The organism is Lysinibacillus sp. IITD104, assembly GCF_036698265.2.
Lineage (GTDB): Bacteria > Bacillota > Bacilli > Bacillales_A > Planococcaceae > Lysinibacillus > Lysinibacillus boronitolerans.
Map to the genome: position 1 here is coordinate 2,734,120 of NZ_JBAHYH020000001.1, position 19,507 is coordinate 2,753,626.

At 40.4% G+C, this 19,507-nt stretch carries 17 protein-coding genes; 2 read left to right on the plus strand and 15 right to left on the minus strand.

Features of this window, described 5'->3' with window-relative positions; genetic code table 11:
- Window positions 1-6: 6 nt before the first annotated feature.
- The 4 genes from V1L66_RS14090 to V1L66_RS14105 form a co-directional block, all read right to left on the minus strand.
- Window positions 7-1,557 (minus strand): hydantoinase/oxoprolinase family protein, encoded by a 1,551-nt coding sequence (locus V1L66_RS14090; RefSeq protein ID WP_333004436.1) that lies wholly within the window; start codon window positions 1,555-1,557, stop codon window positions 7-9.
- The gene (locus V1L66_RS14095; RefSeq protein ID WP_333004434.1) at window positions 1,550-2,653 is read right to left on the minus strand and encodes a DUF917 domain-containing protein; all 1,104 of its coding nucleotides are present in this window, start codon (window positions 2,651-2,653) and stop codon (window positions 1,550-1,552) included. The genes V1L66_RS14090 and V1L66_RS14095 overlap by 8 nt, the downstream gene beginning before the upstream one ends.
- On the minus strand, window positions 2,650-3,918 hold the full coding sequence (locus V1L66_RS14100; protein WP_333004432.1) for a cytosine permease: 1,269 nt from the start codon (window positions 3,916-3,918) through the stop codon (window positions 2,650-2,652). The genes V1L66_RS14095 and V1L66_RS14100 overlap by 4 nt, the downstream gene beginning before the upstream one ends.
- 128 nt (window positions 3,919-4,046) lie before the next feature.
- Window positions 4,047-5,651: a PucR family transcriptional regulator ligand-binding domain-containing protein gene (locus V1L66_RS14105; protein ID WP_333004431.1), complete on the minus strand. Its 1,605-nt coding sequence runs from the start codon at window positions 5,649-5,651 to the stop codon at window positions 4,047-4,049.
- A 137-nt stretch (window positions 5,652-5,788) separates the two neighbouring features.
- Between V1L66_RS14105 and V1L66_RS14110 the strand changes: the two genes are divergently transcribed.
- Window positions 5,789-6,643 (plus strand): pentapeptide repeat-containing protein, encoded by an 855-nt coding sequence (locus V1L66_RS14110; RefSeq protein WP_036081406.1) that lies wholly within the window; start codon window positions 5,789-5,791, stop codon window positions 6,641-6,643.
- Window positions 6,644-6,680: 37 nt separating this feature from the next.
- On the opposite strand, the gene V1L66_RS14115 is transcribed toward V1L66_RS14110, so the two are convergent.
- The 10 genes from V1L66_RS14115 to V1L66_RS14160 form a co-directional block, all read right to left on the minus strand.
- Window positions 6,681-8,396 (minus strand): FTR1 family protein, encoded by a 1,716-nt coding sequence (locus tag V1L66_RS14115; RefSeq protein ID WP_333004429.1) that lies wholly within the window; start codon window positions 8,394-8,396, stop codon window positions 6,681-6,683.
- Complete coding sequence (efeB, locus tag V1L66_RS14120; RefSeq protein WP_036081411.1) at window positions 8,371-9,630, minus strand: iron uptake transporter deferrochelatase/peroxidase subunit; 1,260 nt, start codon at window positions 9,628-9,630, stop codon at window positions 8,371-8,373. The genes V1L66_RS14115 and efeB overlap by 26 nt, the downstream gene beginning before the upstream one ends.
- A gap of 9 nt (window positions 9,631-9,639) precedes the next feature.
- Entirely contained in the window at window positions 9,640-10,509 is an 870-nt protein-coding gene (gene efeO / locus V1L66_RS14125; protein WP_333004427.1) for an iron uptake system protein EfeO, read from the minus strand.
- A 163-nt stretch (window positions 10,510-10,672) separates the two neighbouring features.
- Complete coding sequence (locus tag V1L66_RS14130; protein ID WP_333004425.1) at window positions 10,673-11,872, minus strand: MFS transporter; 1,200 nt, start codon at window positions 11,870-11,872, stop codon at window positions 10,673-10,675.
- Window positions 11,873-11,883: 11 nt separating this feature from the next.
- Window positions 11,884-12,303, minus strand: coding sequence for a MarR family winged helix-turn-helix transcriptional regulator (locus V1L66_RS14135; protein WP_016992064.1), 420 nt, complete (start codon window positions 12,301-12,303; stop codon window positions 11,884-11,886).
- Between the two features lie 755 nt (window positions 12,304-13,058).
- The gene (locus tag V1L66_RS14140; RefSeq protein ID WP_333004423.1) at window positions 13,059-14,000 is read right to left on the minus strand and encodes an NERD domain-containing protein; all 942 of its coding nucleotides are present in this window, start codon (window positions 13,998-14,000) and stop codon (window positions 13,059-13,061) included.
- A gap of 147 nt (window positions 14,001-14,147) precedes the next feature.
- Complete coding sequence (locus V1L66_RS14145) at window positions 14,148-15,155, minus strand: iron ABC transporter permease (protein ID WP_016992070.1); 1,008 nt, start codon at window positions 15,153-15,155, stop codon at window positions 14,148-14,150.
- Window positions 15,148-16,149 (minus strand): iron ABC transporter permease, encoded by a 1,002-nt coding sequence (locus tag V1L66_RS14150; RefSeq protein WP_333004420.1) that lies wholly within the window; start codon window positions 16,147-16,149, stop codon window positions 15,148-15,150. Before V1L66_RS14150 ends, V1L66_RS14145 begins: the two co-directional genes overlap by 8 nt.
- Before the next feature lie 23 nt (window positions 16,150-16,172).
- Window positions 16,173-17,099: an iron-hydroxamate ABC transporter substrate-binding protein gene (locus V1L66_RS14155; protein ID WP_048390303.1), complete on the minus strand. Its 927-nt coding sequence runs from the start codon at window positions 17,097-17,099 to the stop codon at window positions 16,173-16,175.
- A gap of 13 nt (window positions 17,100-17,112) precedes the next feature.
- Window positions 17,113-17,901, minus strand: coding sequence for an ABC transporter ATP-binding protein (locus V1L66_RS14160; protein ID WP_048390300.1), 789 nt, complete (start codon window positions 17,899-17,901; stop codon window positions 17,113-17,115).
- Window positions 17,902-18,048: 147 nt separating this feature from the next.
- Here V1L66_RS14160 and V1L66_RS14165 point away from each other — a divergent pair, with 147 nt between their 5' ends.
- Window positions 18,049-19,056 carry an NAD(P)/FAD-dependent oxidoreductase gene (locus V1L66_RS14165; protein ID WP_333004417.1) on the plus strand — a complete coding sequence of 336 codons (1,008 nt, stop codon included), beginning with the start codon at window positions 18,049-18,051 and terminating at the stop codon, window positions 19,054-19,056.
- A 50-nt stretch (window positions 19,057-19,106) separates the two neighbouring features.
- On the opposite strand, the gene V1L66_RS14170 is transcribed toward V1L66_RS14165, so the two are convergent.
- Window positions 19,107-19,349 (minus strand): hypothetical protein, encoded by a 243-nt coding sequence (locus tag V1L66_RS14170; RefSeq protein ID WP_016995552.1) that lies wholly within the window; start codon window positions 19,347-19,349, stop codon window positions 19,107-19,109.
- Window positions 19,350-19,507: the final 158 nt, after the last annotated feature.

The window sequence follows — 19,507 nt, forward strand, 5'->3', positions numbered from 1 at the left end:
TTAACTTTAGACCATTTTCCCTACTACTTTTACCTTTAATCTTGTCGCATTTTCTGGATGATACGCGAGAGGTGTTTCTTCTACTTCCACTAGCTCAATCGTATCCTCCAGAGCACCTGCTAATACAGCCTGTTTCACAGCCTTGTTTTGTGCATCCTTTAAGGATTCCTCACGCGGTTCTTTGGAATAAATATAAATTTGCTCATATTGACCACTAATTTGTGCAATCGAGGCACCAATGGCATTCGCTACACCACCATATTCAGATTTTACAATTGTGGAAACGCCTCGAATCTTTTCTGGCACAATGATTCCCCCGCCACCTACTAAGACTAGAGACACATCCTCTGAGGAAGTTTTCATCTTATCAATCGCCTGTTCTAGTAACGAAGAAATTTCTTCTTGAACGGCTTTGGCAAAGGCTTCATCAATATGTGCGACTAATGTGGAATCTCCTACATCTGCTAAGCCTAAACGGACAGCGATATCTGTTGTCGTTAAGGTCGAGCCACCGAAAACAAGGGCCTCCTCACTGATTTTATAGCCTACACTATCCGGCCCAACTGTAATTTTGTTGCCGTTCACACGAACAATACTTCCCCCGCCAAGTCCGACTGAAATAATATCTGGCATCCTAAAGTTTGTCCGAATGTCTCCCACTTCAACTGCGACCGAGGATTCTCGCGGGAAACCATCCTGTAATACACCGATATCTGAAGTGGTACCCCCAACATCCAATACCATTGTGTTTTGAATTTGGGATAAATACGATGCTCCACGGATACTATTTGTTGGTCCACAGGCAATTGTTAAAATTGGGAATTGCTTGGCGTAGTCGATAGACATTAATGTACCGTCATTCTGGCATAGATACACCTCTACATCAAAAATGCCTTCCGCTTGTAACGCCTGTACAAAGCCCTGTGTTGTTGTCTCAATGACCTTACATAATGCAGCATTTAGAATCGTTGCATTTTCACGTTCAATTAGCCCGACTGAACCTATTAATGAGGAGCAGGAAATCGGAAATTCCTCTCCATAAACTTCTTGAATCCATTCACGAACCTGCAATTCTTGATCATTTTTAATAGAGGAAAAGACACCCACAATCGCAATGGATTCTACTTGATCACGCCATTCCTCTAGTAGTTTTGTAATTTCCTGTTGATCAAGCGCACTCAATAACTGGCCATCGTATTCATAGCCCCCATGTGCGATGGCATAATTTCCTGATAATTTATCAATCATATCGGATGGCCAAGCTGTATAAGGGAGTACGGAAGCCGTCGCTGGATAGCCTAGTCGTATGACACCCACCTTTGCTAGCTTTTTACGTTCCACAATGGCATTGGTGCATTGCGTTGTCCCTAACATGGCATGAGTAATTTTTGTTTTGTCAATATTTGCACCCTCTAGTAATTGTTGTAGAGACTTTTCAATTCCTGTTTTAATATCTAAGCTTGTTGGTGATTTCACACTGTAAATAAGCTGACTATTATGGTCTAAAAGGATGGCATCTGTGTTTGTTCCACCTACATCGATTCCAATTTTATACATGCTCTGCTACCTCCTTTTTCACCAATTCCTCAATTGGCGTATATTCATATTCATAGCCAAAGTATTTGGGTCCAGCTGTTTCAATCCCTTTTGCTGTACGCCATTTTTCATGTGCTGGTAAGCCAATCACACGCACACGTTTACCATATTTTAAGCTCTCTGTTGTAACAGGCAATAAGGTTTCATAATCCACCAAACAAATTAAGTCTGGTGTCATCGCTATAACCTGCTCGTTTTTCTCAGCTAATAAGTTTTCATTTTGGAAATGAACCTTCATTTGATCATTTTTATAAGATTCAATACCTTCCAGATTCATTTTACCTAGGTTAAAGCCACCCTTCGTTTCACGAATAACATCCACTATTTTTCCTTGGAAAAGCTCATATCCTTTCACAAGCTTTAAAAGGCTTTGTAGCTTATCGTTCACCTCTTGATCTTTCGAGGCAATAATTTCACCGATTTTTTCAGAAAGCGTCACAATATGATGAACACCGCTTTGTTTAATTTGTGCACCCGTTGTTGGGTAGAGGCTCACTAATGAACTAGCGCCCATTTCTACTGTTGCTGTTCGGGCGATACGCTCTGTCCATTTATTATCAATCGTTTCAAAAATACCAATATTCCCTTTTTCATCGGTGATGGCCATTGGCGTTGCCGAAATCCCATCTAAGTGGAATGTCACCATTTGTAATTCCGGAAATGCACGCCCCATGCCATCACAATCAATCAAAGGTAAGCCAAGCTGTGCAGCTACTACAATAGGAATCATTGAATTGACTCCACCTGCTTCCATCGGATAGGTACCTGCAATTTTGTCCTTGCCCAAATATTGTGCGAGCTTTTGGAAAACCTTAACGAACTCATCGCCACGTGGGAATTTCTCTACTAAAACCGATGGCGCACCCATCATTGCGGCTGGAATGAAAAAATCATCATCCGCAATTTCATCCACTGAATACAACTTTACAGGGCCATTTTTTTCAATGGCAGAAAGTGCCATTAATTTTCCAATATAGGGATCTCCTCCCCCACCAGTTCCTAGAAATGCTGCCCCAATGGCAATATGTTCAATAGCTGCTTGATCTAAATATCTCATCTATGTTCCTCCAATATGACCGTTTTTTGTACAGATACACGATAGCCAACATAATAAATCACGAATGAAATAATGATGCCAATCATCGGTTGGTTTGGTAGTGCTGGCAATGCAGGGAATAAGGAGAATACCACTGGCATACAGGCTATTACAGCTCCTACTAGCCAAGAAAAAACACCTAATCGATTGACCCCTTCAACCTCCTGCCAGCTATCTGTTTTGCCTTTATGAATGACCCAGTAGGAAGCAATCATCACCCCTGCAACAGGCGGAATCATCGCCGATAAAATTGACATGATCGGTGTAAAATAATTTAAAATCCCTACAACGGCTAAGATTGTGCCAATTGTACCCGCCACACCAATTGCTAATCGTTCTTTGTTTTTAGCCACATCGAATACATTTATTAAGGCAATGCCACCTGAAATTGCATTGACCAAATTGGTTTTCCATGTTGCTAAAATTAGACCCACTCCACCAATAAAGGGTGTTGCGATATGCAGAAAGACTGCTGTAATATCACTTGTTTGATAGGCAATCGTTAAGACAGCTCCTACAGCAATCATTAGCACCCCTGCAGGAATAATCCCTAATGTAGCGGCTTTGAAAACGTCTGAACGCTTTTTTGAAAATTGCGAATAATCACCCGCTATAACAGCCCCTAATGCAAAGGACCCAATCGTTACAGCTAAACCATCCATAAAGCTCATATTGCCCTGTGGCTGATAATCCCGAACAAGCTGTAGTTGCTCACCAGTTAATATTTGACCTAAACCGTACAGGCAAATGATAACGAGCAAGGGTACGGCGATATAGCTTAAAATACGCAACACCTTCATCCCATAAAGTGCGGATACAACCATGACCATACCACTAATGAATGAAGCGATTGGAATGGGTATATTCAAATGATAGATTGCTAATAAATTTGCTAGGGCTACACCACATACATTGGCCTGAATGCCAAACCATCCTAAGCAAGCAATAGCTAAGATAATGGATAATATTGTACGAGAGCCCTTTTTACCAAACACCTGTCCTGCTATATGGACAGTGGGCTTTCCTAGGTCACTGCTTTGCATGCCTTGCAAGATCATGATGATCACGACAATCGCATAGCCTACAAAAGCAACAGCCAGTGCCTTTGATAAACTCATGTTGGTAATCAGTGCGTTACCTACTAATAAACTGGGAATACAAATCATGGCACCAGCCCAAATAATGCCTAAGCTATACCAAGATTGACCTTTATTTTCATCTTGCATGTGACTCCCTCCTTATTGGTGATGGATTAATGTTTTTAATTATAGAAGAAAGGTAGGAGTCGAGTCTTTTGCGCAAATGAAAAAAATAATCTGAAATTTTGTTCAAAATGACAAAATTTCAGATTATTCTAATCATTAATCAATCGATATAGCATGCAAGCCATGTAGGCATCATAAAATTCCGAATATACGGTAATATCTGTGCCAATCAGCTCACTAATTTTTTTGATGCGGTATTTCACCGTGTTTTTATGGATATAGAGGAGCTCTGCACAGCGCTCCACACTAGCATTTGCATCTAATAAAAAGGTTATCAATGTTTGCAAGGCATCATGGTCACGTAAAATGGGTTCAATTACAGACAAATATTCTTCAATCATTTCCTCGCCCTGCTTACTGACATCAATTGCCCTTTTCATGGAGCGCACTTCCGCAGCAGTAAACAATTTTCGCATCGGATAAATCGTATGGGCTTTGTCCCCCACCTGATTGACCAATTGATACATTTGACGAACAGACTTTGTATTTCTCATTTTAGGTGCATAAACAATTTCAGCGATTTGGGCATCGTATTGAGTAGTTTCACTATATTCAATGGCAATTTCAAATTCATGATGCTTATAAAAGCAATTGCCTACCAGTACAATTATACAATGGTCAATGCATTGGATGACTCTTGTTTGATAATATTTGGACAGTTGCTCTTCTAATTCATCGCGAATTCTTTTTTCGTCTGCTAAATCATGCATGTAGACAAGCCACATCATTTGAATGGCGGAAACATCAATATGAAGAAGATTGGCTAATCTTCTCATTTTCTCCCCCTCATCATTGATAATAGCTTTAACTAAGGCATATTCACTAACCTCATCATGCTTGTCTCCCCATAAATTTATAGCTACTTGCACAACCTCACTTACTTTTTCAATTGTCTTAGCAGGTAATTTTGTATTTTCTTTAATCAGAAATAAAAATAGCGGCTCGCCATTTTTTTGATGTACTCTTTTATAGTCTACGACACAGGAGACATCACTTCTTAGTAGCTCGAGCTTGCCTGCTTCCCTCTGAAAATTGGATTGGGAGCATTCTTCAATGACATTCGCTACATCTAATGATGAATTTCGAGGCCACATCACTTGGTTCACAATGTCAAAATGACTATTGGTGAGCACAATATTAGCCTTCAAACGATCTGAAAGCATTTTCAGTGTAATTTCAACACTTCTTAAATGCTCAGGTAGTAATGATACCTTTTCTAATGTCTCTTTGACAAAATGATCATTAACACCTTGATGACTAATAATCGCTTCCATAACCTCATAAATAACCTCGTTATAGCGCAGTGAATAATCATTTTTTGGCATACAAATGATAATAAAGCCTTGTGCCTCCGCTAACGCAAGCACTTCCTCTGGAATATCAGGCAATACAATGCCGACATAATATAAAATTAGCCCCAGCTCTCCTAAATCATGTAAATGCTGAATTGTTTCACATTGTTGCTCCACACTATCTCGAATGGAGTAAAAGGAGCTAATGACAAGCTCCTCTGCATACCATTCCTCCTGTACACGGTTAATAATTTTCGAATAAAAATCAACATTCGATACCTCTAATACAGATAAAGATGATACGGTACGGTGCAGATTATCTCGCCCTGTTAACACCTCTGCCCCTCGAAAAGATGGCAATTGTAATAATTCATTGACCGTTACCCCATGTTCCACCACCACTTTTCTTTACAACTCTTTTGAAGAAGAATACCATATCCCCTATGATCTTTCAAAAAACCATTTTCTCTCTATTTCAACTACAACCTTTTTAGTGATAATATAAAACTAAGTTTAGAAGGTAAGAGAGGAAAATAATGATGTCAAATGTGACAAATAGAGATTCATCAGTTAGCATCAACATCCGTGAAAGCTTACAGGCCGATTGTCAAAACTGTTTTGGCTTATGCTGTACGGCTTTAAATATTGTGGCATCAAGTGACTTTGCCATCAACAAACCCGCAGGCTCTCCCTGCCCTAATTTGCGAGAAAACTATAGCTGTCACATTCATAGCCAGCTAAGAGAAACAGGCTTCAAAGGCTGTACTGTTTTTGATTGCTTAGGTGCAGGACAGCAGGTTTCCCAAGTTACGTTTCAGGGGCAAGATTGGCGACAATCCCGTGAGCATGCTGACAAGATGTTTCGCGTTTTCCCCATTATGGAACAGCTTTACGAAATGATTGCGTATGTAGCGGAGGCATTGTCGTATCAAGTGGATCACGACCTTTCTGGGCAGCTTCAAGCTGAATTGGAATTGCTCCAACAAACAACCGAATTAGATGCAAATGCCTTATTAGCACTAGATATCGTGGCTATTCGTGTACCTGTCAATGCATTATTGCTACAAACAAGTGAACAAGTTCGTCAACATCGCATAAAAGGGAAAAACTCTAGACAATTGAATCAGCGTGGAGCTGATTGGATGGGCAAAAATTTAAAGGGCAAGGATTTACGTGGAACGGACCTTCGTGGTGGCTATTTAATTGCGGCCAATTTACAAGATGCTAATTTACGAGAGGTAGACTTTATTGGGGCGGATTTGCGGGATGCCAATTTGTGCGGCGCAGACCTTTCAACAAGTATGTTTTTAACCCAAATGCAAATCAATGCTGCACAGGGTGATCGCTATACGAAATTACCAACCTATATAAAGCGACCTGCCCATTGGCAATAAAAAAGGTAGATGACATTTTCGGTCATCTACCTTTTTGCTAAGCTTGTTTCTTTTTATAGATGATAGTCGCTACCACTAACACTAGTAAAATAGCTTGACCTATCATTGTTTCTACAGTTGGATAGAAGCCAATCAAGCTTATGACTGGCAAGCCATCGACAATCGTTGTTGGTAGGTGATTATTTAGCTGCAATGTATGCAGACTGACACCAATAATTTTAAAGGCTAATACGTAAATTAAAATCGTCGCTACGGCAAAGAATTTGTGAATAGGGATTTTGCCACTTGCTTTAAATAACACAATAGCCAGCACTGCTAGTATGACCAATGCCACAACAATCCCAAGGATAAATTGCGCAGTCTCCATTTTTGGTGCAATGCCCGCGTAAAAGACAAGTGTTTCTGCCCCTTCACGGAAGACCGATAAGAAGCTAATAGCGGCCATCGCTACAAGAGAGCCACTAGAAATCGCATGGCCCATTTGCTTGGAGATGTAGCGATTCCAGCTGACTACGTTCGATTTACTATGCAGCCAAATGCCAACACCAATCATCATAGCTGCTGCTAGTAAGCCCACATAGCCTTCCATTAATTCTCGATTCGTATCAATCGTAGCTGAATTCAAAATGGTCGACATAAGGATGGCTGCAATGGCTGATATTAGCACACCCGCAAATGCGCCAATATAAATCCATTTCCGCATCTTCTTCTGTCCTGATTTTTCAAGGAATGATACTAAGGCTAAAATAATGAGTAATGCCTCTAGCCCTTCACGTAATAAAATTAACGCAGCATCCCAAATTGTGTAATCGGAATCCCCTTGAATCAGCTCAATTTCCGTACGGAATGTATTTAATTGTTTGGTAATGGCTTGCTGATCGACGTTTGATTTTAATAAATCACTCGCAATAATCGGCATATCACTTTCAATTTTCGTATAAAGACTGCCATTACGTGTGGAGATTTCAATTTCTACCCTTGGCCATATCGTAATAAATTCGCGTACTTTATTAGAAGCTGCCTGATAATCACCAGCATCAATTAGATCTTGTGCCTCGTCAATATAGGCGAGCAATGTTGCTAAGGAATAGTTACCTTCTACTACTTCCGCTGTTTCCTTACCAGCTACAAAATCCTCAATTGTTTTTTGCAACTCAGCAAATTGCGTTTTCATTAAAGCGATATCTGGTTCCTCAGCTGAAATCGCAATACGTAAAAACGCCATTTGTGTTTCGATTTGCCCATACATTGCAATACTTTGCTCACGCACAGGTCGCTCTACTTTTTTCCATTTACTATTAAAGTCTTTATAAGCTTCATCAATAGCTTCACTATCACCACTTGCTAAAGCCTTTTCAAAGTCTGCCATAATTGGCTTAAATTTTTGGCCAAAGTCCGCTCGTTGTGCCGCTTCATCTACAGGATTTTCAAGCTTTTCTAGATCACGTAACGCATTCGATAGAGCCGACAACGCCTTTAAGCGTTCTTCCTTGGAAGTTGCCTCTGTGGCCTGCTGAAGAATTTCATCGATCTTGGTTTTTGCCTCAGTTTGAGCAGAAGATACTTTAGCCCAATCCACAGCAAATTGTTCAAGTGCCTGCTTGGCCTCCGTCTCTTTATCCTGCTTTGTATTCATCAGTGCATCACTAATCGCAATATATAGATGACTATAGGATTGCGCAGCGTGCACAGGTAAAGCTAAAGTCAGCATAAGGGCGATTACAATACTACAGCGCGTTAAAAAGTGCTTCACCTAAATAACTCCCCTTTTGTACACCAGGGAAGCAAGCAAACACGGCACTGCCTCGATGGGTAATGTACTCATTCATTTTATCCATACGCCCTAAGCTATTTTGGATTGTTGTAAATTGGGCTGGGTCTTTTTGAAAAGAGATAAAGATTAGCCCCGCATCATGGGTCCCTGTATTCGACATCACGCCAGAAGCATAGGAATAGGAGCGTCGCAAAATACGCGCACCGGATTTCCGTGCTAAATGGACATGTGATGTATCAGGCATAATATAATTGCCCTTCTCATCCTTTGCCTCAACATCAAAATCATCGAATTCCTTTGTTTTGCCAAATGGTGCGCCACTGTCACGGTAACGGCCAAATGTTGCCTCTTGATCTTTCAATGATGTACGATCCCACGTTTCAAGATGCATTTGAACTTTACGCGCGATTAAATAAGAGCCGCCCTTTAGCCAGCCTTTATCCACCCACACGACTTCATTTAAGTCTTTTTCATCGGTAATCGCTGGATTGACCGTACCATCCTTGAAGGCGAAGAGGTTCCGTGGTGTTCCTCCACCAGCTGGAAACGAGTTAAAGCCCGCCTGCGACCATTTAATTTCTACTTTACCTGAAGCAGCTCGTACTAGATTACGAACAGCATGGAAGGCCACCTGCGGATCATCTGCACAGGCCTGAATACACAAATCACCACCTGTATATTCTTTCTGTAGCTGGTCTTTAGGGAAATGTGGTAAATCCTTTAGCTCCGCTGGTTTTAAATGCTGCATGCCCAGTTTATCGAATAATGATGGCCCAACACCAATGGTAATGGATAGATTTGATGCATCTAAGCCCTCTGCCTCTCCTGTATCTCCAGTTGGCACTCTTGAATTTGTCGATACATCGACCATGGCTTCACCATTCATTAAACGCACAATAAGGGGTGTCCATTGCTGGAACAACGCTTGTAGTTCCTTCTTTGATGTCACTAATACATCTAAAGAAGCAAAATAAATATTCGTCTGTACAGGTGTCACAATACCTGACTGATGCTTGCCATAGAAATTGACCTTATTGCTAGCCGTCGTGCTATCTGCTACTGGCTCAAAGACATCATAGCCCATTGCTTTCATGACACCACCCAAGCCAGAGGCCCCGATGGCAACACCTGCCACCCCGATACCTGTTAGCTTTAACATATCACGTCTAGAAATTTTTTTATGAATAAATTTTTCCTCGTTTGACGTTGTCATTGTTTATGTTCACTCCAAAATGATTCCCATTTGACTTAATGGTTCTCCAAGCTGATTCACTGCTGCTGCAAGTGCTTTCGTATTTTCCTCCGTTAATTCCTCATAGGATACATAGCCACCATTAGCCGTTGCATGCTGTGCTAATAAATCGTCCACTGCTTTGAATTTTTCATCAAGTGTTGCCACTAATGAGGAATCTTTCGCTTCTAATTTTGAGCGTAAAATCTCAAAGATTTTTTCTGCGCCTTCAATATTTGCTTTAAAATCATACAGGTCTGTGTGAGAGTAAATTTCTTCCTCACCTGTAATTTTAGATGTTGATACTTCATTTAATAAATCTACTGCACCTGTAATCATTAAGTCAGGTGTCACTTCCACTGTTTGTACAAGTGCATGCAATTCCTTCGTATCTGCAAGAAGCTGATCTGCTACAGCCTCATAACCTTTTGTTGTATTTTCTTCCCAAAGTGCATACTCAAGCTTATGGTAGCCTGACCATTCTTCCTCACCTTTACCTTCTTCTTGGATATCTGCTAAACGCCCATCAATGCGAGGGTCAAGATCACCAAAGCTTTCCGCGATTGGCTCAGAACGTTCAAAATACATACGTGCTGGCGCATACGCTGCCTTTGCCCCTTCAATATCACCCGCTTTGAATAGGTTCACAAATTTCTCTGTATCTAGTAAAAATTGATCCATTTGCTCTAACGCAAATTGTTGATAGGCTGATAATTCAGAAGATAAATCCACCTCTTTTGTAGCTTGCTCTGCCTGTTCTGTTGCTGGCTTATCTTCTTTTTTTACTTCTTCTGTATTGCCACAGCCAGCCATTAAAATGCCTCCTGCTACTAATACCGACAAAAATGATTTGTTTTTCATACTTCGTACCTACTTCCGAATTTGTTTTATATTGTGATGATAATGATTATCATCATCTATTGCAACAACTATTTTTGTAAATAGAAAAAAACGTCATTTTTTCAGTTATTCTTTACGAAAAACTAGAAAAAAGACGTTTTTTCTACAATATAATGATTCTAATCTATGAAATTTTTGCTTGTTTCAAATTTTCATGTTTTCCATGTAAAAGGTAATAAAGCACAATCGACACTAAAATAACAAAGACCATCGAGAAGAAAATCGAGCTGTAGCCCATAGATGGTACAAATAAGCCTAAGAAATAAGGCCCGACACCTAATCCTAAATCATAAAAAATAAAATACGTAGATGTCGCAAGTCCTAAACGCTCATTTGGTGTTACTTTGATGGCAATTGCCTGTGCCACCGAGTTGAAGTTCCCATAGCCAATCCCGATACAAGCGGCAGCGATTAAAAAGGCAATCGTAGTTGTTGCTGAGCTAAAGGCATACATGCCTATTGCAAACAACACTAAGCATGGATAGATAATGATATTTGCCCCTCTTGTATCAAGCAATTTCCCTGTAAATGGACGTGTAGCCAAAATGACAATAGCATAGATAATAAAGAAGTAGCTACCTGCTGATACTAAATCTAACTCCTTTGCATAAAACGTCATAAACGACATCACACCTGAATAAGCAAAGCCAATCACAAGTGCCACAAAGGCAATCGGTACTGCACGCATTTCAATAAAGTTCGTCACTTTAAACCCAGCCTTTACAGCTGTATCCTTTGCTTTTTTCGGTGCATCTGGCACGGTCACAATGTAATACATAAAGAAACAAATAATCGCTAACACAGAATCTACTGCAAAAATCATACGATAATCTGCAAATAGCTGTGTTAATAATATTCCAATAAATGGGCCAATGGCTGTGGCTAGAATAGCGCTTAAGCTATAATAACCAATCCCTTCTCCACGACGCTCAGCTGATAAAATTTGTGCAATAATGGTACCTGTTGCTGTACTTGCAATCCCTAGTGCAATCCCCTGTACTAAACGATTGATCATCAGCAGCAGTAAATTGCCTGCTATAAAATAAGACATTGTTGATAACATAAATAATAATAGTCCACAAAATAATGTTTTTTTGCTACCCCAGTCTCCAATAATACGCCCTGTCCCAAGACGACCTAATAGTGTTCCGATAATAAAAATACTCGATACAAGCCCCGCTGTACTTGTAGAGGCATTAAAATGCTCCACCGCATATGCTGCTATCGTAACCATTAATAAATAAAAGATTAACGTAATGGTAAAATTAATAAGTGAGACAATTAAAAAATCTTTTGTCCATAGTTTCTTTCTGGTTGCTTCCACGGTACTCTCTCCTATTGATTGATATTCATACAAATTCTTGCTAAAACCTGTGTCGCAATGTCAATATCCTGCTTTGGCACGCCAGCCAAAGCCTGCTCAAAAAACGGATTTAGATGCGACTTTATTTCCTGCACAAGCTCTTCCCCATGCATTGTTAAGTGTACGAGCTTTTCCCGCTTATCCTTGCCCGCCATCGTTTCCACATAGCCTAGCTCCACAAGTTTATGTACAAGCTTCGTGACACTTGGCTTCTCTATAGACATGAAATTCGCGATATCTACAAATGAATGTGGACCCTTATCATTCAAGAAACGAAGCACTGCCCACTGCGAGCTATATAACTGATAGGGTTCAAGCTGCACATTCAGCTGATTAATAAACGGCCGATACATTAAGCGGTACTGATTAAAAAAATCCTGTTCAATTGTCACACTATCACTTCCTTTTAAATTAGTTAGCCTAGCTAACTATATACCTAAAAACTCTATTTGTCTAGTAGGAAATAAGCGAAACACCGCTAAAGCAGGATGATTGCTTTTAAGAGTGGTATCCGTCACTTTACGCATTCTATCCGCTACTTTCAGCATTCTATCCGCCAATTCGAAGCGTATCCTCCGCTTTCTCTGCTCTATCCACCACTTTGCGCGTTCTATCCGCTACTTTCCTTGCTCTATCCGTCACTTTCAGCATTCTATCCACCAATTCGAAGCATATCCTCCACTTTCTCTGCTCTATCCACCACTTTGCGCGTTCTATCCGCTACTTTCCTTGTTTTATCCGTCACTTTCAGCTTTCTATCCACCAATTCGAAGCGTATCCTCCGCTTTCTCTGCTCTATCCACCACTTTGCGCGTTCTATCCACTACTTCCCTTGCTCTATCCGTCACTTTCAGCATTCTATCCACCTACACGAAGCGTATCCTCCGCTTTCTCTGCTCTATCCTCCACTTTGCGCGTTCTATCCGCTACTTTTCTTGTTTTATCCGTCACTTTCAGCTTTCTATCCACCAATTCGAAGCGTATCCTCCACTTTCTCTGCTCTATCCACCACTTTGCGCGTTCTATCCGCTACTTTCCTTGCTCTATCCGTCACTTTCAGCATTCTATCCACCTACTTCAAGCGCCCTTTCCCTCTACAACACTAAAAGCTACAATTCAGACCGCTTGAATTGTAGCTCTTAGCTCTTTATTCCTTAATCCAATATTTCCGATGCTTTTTGACACCCTCCGCTTTTAATGGGAGTTGTTGCAACAACTTATACGCTAAATCGGGAGAGTCAATGCCAAAGAATTCGCGGAAGCTTCGATTGGTTACCTGCTGCCCGACTAGTAACCTGTAGTCCTCTAATGTTCGAACCAATGCATCATCGTCCACCAATCCACAGCGAGGGCAAATCCATTTCTTATAGTGATACATTAAACGCTGCCCTGAGCCGCACTGTGGACATAGCACACCTTTCGCTATTTCCTTGAGCGGCACCTCTACCTCTTTTTTCAACTTTGTGTGCAGGGATAATAGAAGGTTGGCTAATTGTAAAAGATCAACTCTTTCTCTAGGTTGATAATGCTCTATCCATTTTTGTAGATGAAATCGTAACCCTTTTACATGAAATATAGGTTGCCCCTCAAAACCCTTTGTTAAAATGCCATTTTTCGTTGCCAGCACTACTGCATGTACAATAGGTAATTCGATATGTTCTCGCAGTAGAAGCTTTTTCATCCATATGACATGCCGATCCAGCTGAACAAATGGATCAGTCATTCCTTCCACCGTGCCATCCAATGTTGTCCGTGTAAACTGCGCAAAAGGGACATCATATGAGAGATTTCCTGTTATATTTTTGATTTCAAGAATAAGTAAAAAATGTGGGCAGAGAAAGATGGTATCCATTTGATAGGTAGATCCGTAGCTATTTGTGGTTTGAAAATCATGTAGAAAATAATGTGGGGTTGGTAAATCGATTTCGAGCCATTCTGCATCAACACGCTGTTCCCCCGCAAGACCTGCTTGGACACGGCTCAAACGTTCACCATAATAGGCGTAGTTATTATGCGTCTGTGGCAATCTACGGAGCACCACCTCTAGTATTTTTTGCAAATCCGATGGTTGTCGTGCTAATAGAATCATGTATTCACCTCCTGTTCTGATTATACAAAAAAAGAACCTCAATAAATGAGGTTCTCAAAAACTTGAAAGGTAGATGATGTAAAATCTTCTTTTCACAATTTTTATTAGATCGAAAGACTGTTTTTGTGAGCAATAACTAATACGTGCCTACACATTTTTACGCAATAAATACAAAAAGTAGGGTGCGCCAATAAATGCAACAACAATCCCAGCAGGAACCGTTGCACTTGCAATAGCAACACGTCCGATGGTATCAGCCAGCATTAGCAAGCTTGCGCCAATGAAAAGCGTCAGTGGTAAAAAGAATTGGTAGCGCGGACCAACGAGCTGTTTTGCAATATGAGGAGCCATCAAACCGATGAAGGCTACACCACCTGTTACGGATACAGCGGCAGCCGCTAGTGCAACCGCAACAATTAATAATCGGAAACGTTCTCGCCCAATGTTCATACCAAGACCGACTGCTGTTTGCTCCGTCATGGCCAAGACATTTAAAACATTGGCTTTATAGAAAATGTAAGGGATACCTAGTACAAGCCAAGGCATTAGCGCCCAGAAAAATGGCCAATCTGTGCCCCACACATTTCCGGCTAGCCATTGTGCAATAAATTGTACATCACTCCGCTCAGCAGAGGATATTAATACCATCATGACCCCTGATAAGGCTGATGCTACGCCTACCCCTACTAAAATAAACTGCACAGGATGGACACCCTTATTACGCTGATAAGAGAAAAAGTAAATGCCCAGTGCTGTCACTAAGGCACTACAAAAGCCGACAATCGGTAAAATATAGGCAAAGTGAGGAAGGTCGCCATCTACTAGTAAATAAAAGACAGTAATCCCAACACCTGCGCCAGCACTAATACCAATAATTCCTGGGTCTGCTAAATCATTGCGGGTTACGCCCTGCAATACGGCCCCTGCCAGTGCTAATGCCATACCCGCAGCCGCTAGCACAAACATTCTTGGTAAACGGACTGAAAAAAGCACGAAGGACTCCTTAAAACTACCATCTCCCAGTAAGGTTGGAAGAATGCGGTCAATAGATACCGAAGCAGCACCTAATGAAATCCCTAAAATAAAAATGAACAAGGTTACCACAAGCCATATGAGTAACCATTTACGTTGTTTTCTGCGACCTTCTTTAAACAAATTGACGCCCTCCCTTCCGCACTAATAGTAGGAAGAATGGAAGACCTAAAATTGAAATAATGGCGACAACTGGTGTTTCATAAGGTGCGTTAATCATGCGCCCTGCAAAATCAGCCAACACCATAAACCAGCCACCAACAATGGCGCTCATCGGTAAGACATAACGATAGTCTGTCCCTACAAACGCACGGACAATATGCGGTACCATTAAGCCAACAAAAGCTAGATTCCCTACGAGAGCCACAGCAGAGCCAGCCAGAATAACCACAACGAACATCATGACACCCTTTACGAGTGTAGTGTTTTGTCCAACGCCCACTGCTACTTCCTCATTTAAGCTTAAAATCGTTAATTGACGACTAAACGCAAATGAAAGCAGTAAGCCAATAATAATAACGGGTACGATCAATAAAGCCTGCCATGTCGTGCCAATGAAACCGCCACTTGTCCACATCGAAACATCTTTGGAGATTTGAAATAAAATACCTGTCCCCTCAGCAATTGCCTGTAATAATGCTGTGACAGCTGCACCAGCTAAAACAAGCTTTAAAGGGGAAAAGCCTTTTTTAGTAGAGGCACCAATCCCATAAACTAACATCATTCCAATTCCAGCGCCAATAAAGCAGGCTAAAATTAACGTATAATACGAGAATTTAGGGATAAATGCCATTGTTAAAGCAAGGGCAGCATTTGCCCCTGCCGTTAAACCAAGCAGCCCTGGATCAGCTAATGGGTTCCGTGTAACCCCTTGCATAATCGCCCCAGCGACTGCGAGGGCACTCCCAACAAAAATAGCTGCAATGATACGAGGAAATCGAATTTCACGTAAAATCGTGTAATGTTTACCTCCACTTTGTCCGACAATTGCTTGAAAGACATCTTGAATGCTTGTATTCGCTGCCCCTAAGCACAGCGAGATACTGGCAGTACCAATTAATACAAGCAATGCAAGCAATACTTGAAGCCAAAATGGAAGCTTTCGAAACTTTGTCATTCGCCTTCGCTACTCTCTACTAATTATTGTAAAAATTTCTCTTCAAAGAACTTCAGTTGATGTTCTAATGTGATAGGGTCATTGAAATAGAAGGCATTTGCATTCACTTCAAATAAATGACCATTTTTCACTGCTTCTAAATCTTTAAACCATGCTGCATCTGTAAAGGAATTATCTTGATCTTGGAACATACTGAAGATCACATAGTCACCTGCATATTCCCCTAAAACTTCTTGAGAAATAGCATAGTAGCCAGGCTCTAACGCTGTTTCTTTTACTTTCTCAGGCATTTTCAAGCCCATTTCTTGATATAAAATCTCTGTTCCACGACCCCAGTTATCGCCATAAATATAGAACTGTTTATTAAAGTTCTCTGCTACTGTTACAGTCGCATCTTCACCGATTTTTTCTTTAATCTTTTTACCAGCTTCTGCTGCACGTGTTTTAAAATCTTCTACCCAAGCAGTTGCTTCTTTTTCTTTATTCACCACTTTACCGATTTCGATGAACTGCTGTAAATAGTCTACTTTACCATACGTAAATAATACAGTTGGCGCGATTTCTGCTAATTTATCAGCATTTTCAATACCATTTAAGCCAATAATTAAATCTGGTTCTAGCTCAAGAATTTTTTCAATATCTGTATTTTCAACTACAACAGCATCTTTAATCGCATCTTCGAAGTTGGGATTTTTTGCTGCCCATGCATCCACACCAACAACATTTACATCAAGCTGTAATAAGCTTCCTACAAAAGAAGATAGTACAACAACACGTTTCGGATTTGCTGGTACTTCTACAGGACCTGACTCTGATTGATATGTGATTGTTTCTGTTGAAGCTTCCTCTTTTGAGCCTTCATCAGCCTTCTCTGTTTTTTCTTCCTTACTGCCACATGCTGCAAGTACTAGCACAAGCATCATAAACATTGGTAATAGCCACTTTTTCATTGTTATTCTCCTTTTAAATGGTTTGTAATAAGTCATATGTAATGCACATTGGTTTGTTCGTTCGTGGATCTTTGCCAATAACTGCATCTATATTAAATACTTTTTTCAATACTTCTGGAACCATCACTTCTTCAGCCGTTCCGAATTTTACAAGCTCACCTTGTGAAAGCGCTACAATATAATCTGAAAAACGTGCCGCTTGATTTAAATCATGGAGGACCATGACAATCGTGCGCCCCTGTTCTTCATTCAGCCTGTAAAGTAGCTCTAAAACTTCTAGCTGATGAGCCATATCTAAATAAGTTGTCGGTTCATCTAAAAAGATAATGTCGGTTTCTTGGGCCAAGGCCATCGCAATCCATACGCGCTGACGTTGTCCACCAGATAAAGCATCTACAGATTGTAAACGGAATTCTTCTGTTTTGGTTACCTGTAAAGCCCAGCCAATAACATCTTTATCTTTTTGTGATAAATTCCCGAAGCCCTTTTGATAAGGAAATCGACCGTAGGATACAAGCTCTTCCACTGTTAAACCATGTGCACTTTCTGGACTCTGTGGTAAGATTGCCAGTTCTTTTGCTAATTCTTTTGTTTTCATCTTGGAAATATTTTGACCGTCTAATATGACCTGTCCACTCTCATGCTTTAAAATCCGTGTGATAGCTTTTAACAAGGTTGATTTTCCACAACCATTTGAACCAATGATTGTCGTGATTTTGCCATCAGGAATTTGCAGCGATAAGTCATGCACAATCGTTTTATTCTCATAACCAACACGAATCGATTCAACTTCTAAACGCAAATCGGACCCTCACTTTCTTTTTACTTCTTTCCATGCTATGATATTCAAAGCTAAAAATGATAATCATTATCACTAGAATTAGTCTAGTTACCTGATAAGATTTTGTCAATTACTTTTTTACTATTTGTTAAGGATGTGGCAATAAAAATGCAGCATGTGTATGATGTGACAATTATTGGCGGTGGCCCAGCTGGCTTATATAGTGCCTTTTATAGTGGTTTACGGGGTTTAAAAACAAAATTATTAGAAAGTCAACCACAGCTTGGCGGTAAAGTATTACTTTATCCTGAAAAGCTGATATGGGATATTGGGGGACATCCTCCCGTTTTGGGTGAACAATTTGTTAAACAATTAATCGAGCAAGCCAAAACATTTGATCCTACAATTTTGACAGGTACAAAAGTAGATTTAATTGAACGTCACAATGATATTTTTGTCATTCATACAGCAGCAGGTGAAAAGCATTATTCTAAAACGGTACTGTTAGCTGTAGGTGGCGGCATTATTAGCCCTCAAAAGCTAACACTTGAAGGCGCTGAAAAATATGAAATGTCCAATCTACATTACACTGTGCAATCGTATAAACGTTTTGTCGATAAGGATATCATCATCTCAGGCGGTGGTAATGCAGCCATTGATTGGGCTGTTGAATTAAGTCCGATTGCCAAAAAAGCCACTGTACAGGAAGCACTGAAAGCAGGTGTGCGCATTGAGTGTAATACAACCATTACAAAGCTTTCCGCAAATGCTGATAAAACGGCTATTCAATTAGTGACATGCGAGAATACGCTAACAAAGCAAAGTTATACGCGTCAAATCGATGAGGTGATTGTCAGTCATGGCTATAATCGTGAGGCGTCTCTTGCATTTGACGAGGCCATTGCCATTCCGAAAAAGGATGATTATTATTTTGAAGGAAAAGCAACAGGTGAAACAGCCCATCCTGGTATTTTTGCTGCGGGTGATATTTTATCATTTGATGGAAAAATCAATTTGCTACTTGGGACATTCCAAGATGCAGCCAATGCGGTCAATTCTATTAAAACGTATTTAGAACCAACTGCCTATCGTCATGGCATGGTGTCCTCACATAATGAGCTATTTAAAGAGAAAAATCGCTCAATTATCGAAAAGCAATTTGCACCAGCCCGTTAAACCTAAATATAACCCTCTTAAGATCATGATCTTAAGAGGGTTTCTAGTTTTTATCTAAATAAACTTAATAGCGCTCCCATCTGTCTCAACATATTTACTCCATTTGTTATCGTCCCAGCATGCCCCATAATTGTATTTAAATGATCTGGTAAATTTCCTAATCTAGAGCCTTGCTGTTGTTGATTGGGAGAATAGTATGGTTGCACCATTCTACCTCGAAAAGGTGGGCCAAAATATTGCCTGTTGTTTGGCGGGTATGGACCTCTTCTAGCATTCGGCTGAAAATATGGCATTTATACACCCCCTATCGGAAAGCCTTCTAACTAGTATATGTGGAAATTTTTATAGCGAATTAGACTTTTGAAGAAGAGGTTAAAAATAATAAGGGAACCATACTAGTTTCCCTGTCATACTATAAGAAAAAAGAAGGTGGTACTATTCAAGACTCTCA

Coding starts and splice junctions, on each gene's coding strand:
- efeO (WP_333004427.1), bottom strand. CDS start 10,509: ATGAAAAACAAATCATTTTTGTCGGTATTAGTAGCAGGAGGCATTTTA.
- V1L66_RS14150 (WP_333004420.1), bottom strand. CDS start 16,149: ATGACAAAGTTTCGAAAGCTTCCATTTTGGCTTCAAGTATTGCTTGCA.
- V1L66_RS14110 (WP_036081406.1), top strand. CDS start 5,789: ATGTCAAATGTGACAAATAGAGATTCATCAGTTAGCATCAACATCCGT.
- V1L66_RS14090 (WP_333004436.1), bottom strand. CDS start 1,557: ATGTATAAAATTGGAATCGATGTAGGTGGAACAAACACAGATGCCATC.
- V1L66_RS14140 (WP_333004423.1), bottom strand. CDS start 14,000: ATGATTCTATTAGCACGACAACCATCGGATTTGCAAAAAATACTAGAG.
- V1L66_RS14100 (WP_333004432.1), bottom strand. CDS start 3,918: ATGCAAGATGAAAATAAAGGTCAATCTTGGTATAGCTTAGGCATTATT.
- efeB (WP_036081411.1), bottom strand. CDS start 9,630: ATGACAACGTCAAACGAGGAAAAATTTATTCATAAAAAAATTTCTAGA.
- V1L66_RS14165 (WP_333004417.1), top strand. CDS start 18,049: ATGCAGCATGTGTATGATGTGACAATTATTGGCGGTGGCCCAGCTGGC.
- V1L66_RS14095 (WP_333004434.1), bottom strand. CDS start 2,653: ATGAGATATTTAGATCAAGCAGCTATTGAACATATTGCCATTGGGGCA.
- V1L66_RS14155 (WP_048390303.1), bottom strand. CDS start 17,099: ATGAAAAAGTGGCTATTACCAATGTTTATGATGCTTGTGCTAGTACTT.
- V1L66_RS14170 (WP_016995552.1), bottom strand. CDS start 19,349: ATGCCATATTTTCAGCCGAATGCTAGAAGAGGTCCATACCCGCCAAAC.